Source organism: Aurantimicrobium sp., assembly GCF_036667855.1.
In the GTDB taxonomy this organism is placed as follows: Bacteria; Actinomycetota; Actinomycetes; order Actinomycetales; family Microbacteriaceae; genus Aurantimicrobium.
The window spans coordinates 1-2213 of the sequence record NZ_JAVWTF010000103.1; the positions used below are offsets into that span (position 1 = coordinate 1).

4 protein-coding genes are annotated in these 2213 nt (G+C 50.1%); all 4 read left to right on the forward strand.

Translation table 11 applies throughout. The features are described 5' to 3' along the window. The coding region (locus tag RR877_RS10415; RefSeq protein WP_332628206.1) for a hypothetical protein at window positions 1-730 on the forward strand (730 nt) is incomplete at its 5' end. Next, complete coding sequence (locus tag RR877_RS10420; RefSeq protein WP_332628208.1) at window positions 711-1022, forward strand: hypothetical protein; 312 nt, start codon at window positions 711-713, stop codon at window positions 1020-1022. The genes RR877_RS10415 and RR877_RS10420, both read left to right, overlap by 20 nt. Continuing rightward, on the forward strand, window positions 1022-1636 hold the full coding sequence (locus tag RR877_RS10425; protein WP_332628210.1) for a hypothetical protein: 615 nt from the start codon (window positions 1022-1024) through the stop codon (window positions 1634-1636). The genes RR877_RS10420 and RR877_RS10425 overlap by 1 nt, the downstream gene beginning before the upstream one ends. 135 nt (window positions 1637-1771) lie before the next feature. Next, a partial coding sequence (locus tag RR877_RS10430) for a glycoside hydrolase family protein (RefSeq protein WP_332628211.1) occupies window positions 1772-2213 on the forward strand: 442 nt, incomplete at its 3' end.

Sequence of the window (2213 nt, forward strand, 5' to 3'; positions counted from 1 at the left end):
CAGGGCCGGTGGCGCTACATTTCCGGGTATTAAACTTGCAGCACAGGACTTTGGCGGGGTACGCACCACGCTCGTTGCTCTGACCGCAGACTCTTCGGCCTTCTCAGAACTCCACCAACAGGCTACTGGGTATATCTGGCGTAATAGTTTTGGTAATGAATCTGCACGTCTTTCCGACAGAGGTAACTTCTTCAACACTGGTCGTCATTACATTGTTGAAGGTGACGCCGTAGCTCCATTCCCGACAGCCCGTGCCGTTGGTTTGCAGTTCCTGTCGTCTGCCGGACATGGCCGACTGTTCGCTTACAACTATTCATTGAATGTGAATACGGCTATGGTGTATGAGGCTGATGGTCACTACTTCGAGGTGGGTCCTATCATCTCGGCAGCTGGCTTTGGTCCGTCGTCTGATCCTAAACTAAAGGATAGTAAGACGTTCAGAAGTGTTGACAACGCAGTAGAAAAGCTGTATAATCTCAACGTCACCTACGGCAAGTACCACGACTGGTACAACCCTGACGGTAAGGAGCGAGTGTTCCTCATGGCAGACAATGCTATGAAGCAGTACATTCCTCAAGCCTTCCTTGAAGGTCAGGTTGAGAAGGAAGGTGAGAAGTACAATGCTTGGGCTGCCGATCAGGTGATTGCCCTGTGCGTCAAGGCTATACAGGAACTTACTGACAAAGTAAACAACTTGGAGGAACAGCTCAATGAGCAACAGTCGCTTTAAGAAGATTGGGGAGTATGATGTTGAGGCTGTTGCCAAGTCCATCACCTTCCAGTATGACACGGTGAATCCGGGTAACACTCTCATCACCTTTGCCTATCGAGACTATCTGCTCGATGCTGAGAAGGTTCCTGTCACTGAAGCTGGTGACTCTTGGGATCTTATCACTCTGAAGCTCGGGGATATTCTGGACTGGGATTTGGGCGAGGGTATTCCTAGTGTCGTTGCTGCTGTAGAGGCTATCAAGTCCGCCACCAATCTGGCTCACAACAAGAGAGCTAACGGAGGTGTCTAATGGCCGTAGGCTACAGATTTCCTAACGGTGTAGATTTCGATAGTGTGTATGCTGGACGTGTCACCAACCCCACTAGCTTGACGGGGTTCAGAGGACCAGATGGTACTGACCTTGCTTTTAGATATGAGGCTTTCAACGGGGCTGGCCAAGCTGGCCCCAGTGGATACAGACGAACTAATGGTGTAGACCTTAGCTCCACGTTTACCACGGTAGCTTCCAATCCGATCAATGGTAAGAACTTCTCTGCCTCTGGTGGTAGTAATCAGAATGGTGGTAGTGCTACTGGCGTTGTAACGTTCCAGACAAATGGTGATACTCATCTTGTTAATCAGGGCAGTGACCACGCTCCCATTACTGTCATCACTCCTTGGAGTGTGGCAATCTTTAATGGGCAGGGTGACTTGTACGAGATTCACTTTGATACACAGACTGGAACCATCACTGGCTCCTTCGGTGTTTGGATGAGTCTTAGTCAGGCACGAACCATTAGTTGCTCTAGAAGTGGTAATGGGTTCTCATCCGGTAGCTGTAAGTGGTATATGAGGCGCGTCAACACTGTGCCTTTTATCGCCACTGGTAACGTTAACGTATCGGCCAGTGTCGGACAACTTTAACAGGAGGTAGGGATTATAAAGTGGCTAGTCTTATTGCTAGCTGCCATTATCGGGATCTCACTGGTAATGAGGCAGGGAACTTCGGAGACTGTTCAAGGTCCAAGCTCCCTGCCAACTACACAGGAGGAAGAGATATTGAATGAATTGATTTGCCGTCCGCAGTGGCTCGAACAGACCCACGCCGACCTTAAGCGACACGAGGGCTTCCGTCCTTACGCTTACCCCGATCCGCTCTCTCCCCTCGGGAAGAAGCATGGCAGTAAGTTTGGATATAAGCCCGCGCGTAATGTGCTGGCGTCTATTGGTGCTAATGAAAAGGATGGTGCTCCTTGGACTGTGGGCTACGGCTTCACCGGCAAGAACATCACCCCGGACACTACTATCACCGCAGAGGATGCGGATGAAAAACTGTACGACGAGATTGTCGCACATGTCAAGGGTCTGGATAAGCTGGTCCCTGACTGGTTGCAGGCGCCTCTGTATGTTCAGAGTGTGCTAGCTAACCTGATCTTCAACATGGGAGCTGGTGGTCTTGGGGAATTCAAGAACACTTTGAAGATGATTAACTCAGGTAACT

What these genes read in the sequence shown, in the direction of transcription:
- RR877_RS10420 (WP_332628208.1), top strand. Translation starts at nt 711, where the DNA reads ATGAGCAACAGTCGCTTTAAGAAGATTGGGGAGTATGATGTTGAGGCT.
- RR877_RS10425 (WP_332628210.1), top strand. Translation starts at nt 1,022, where the DNA reads ATGGCCGTAGGCTACAGATTTCCTAACGGTGTAGATTTCGATAGTGTG.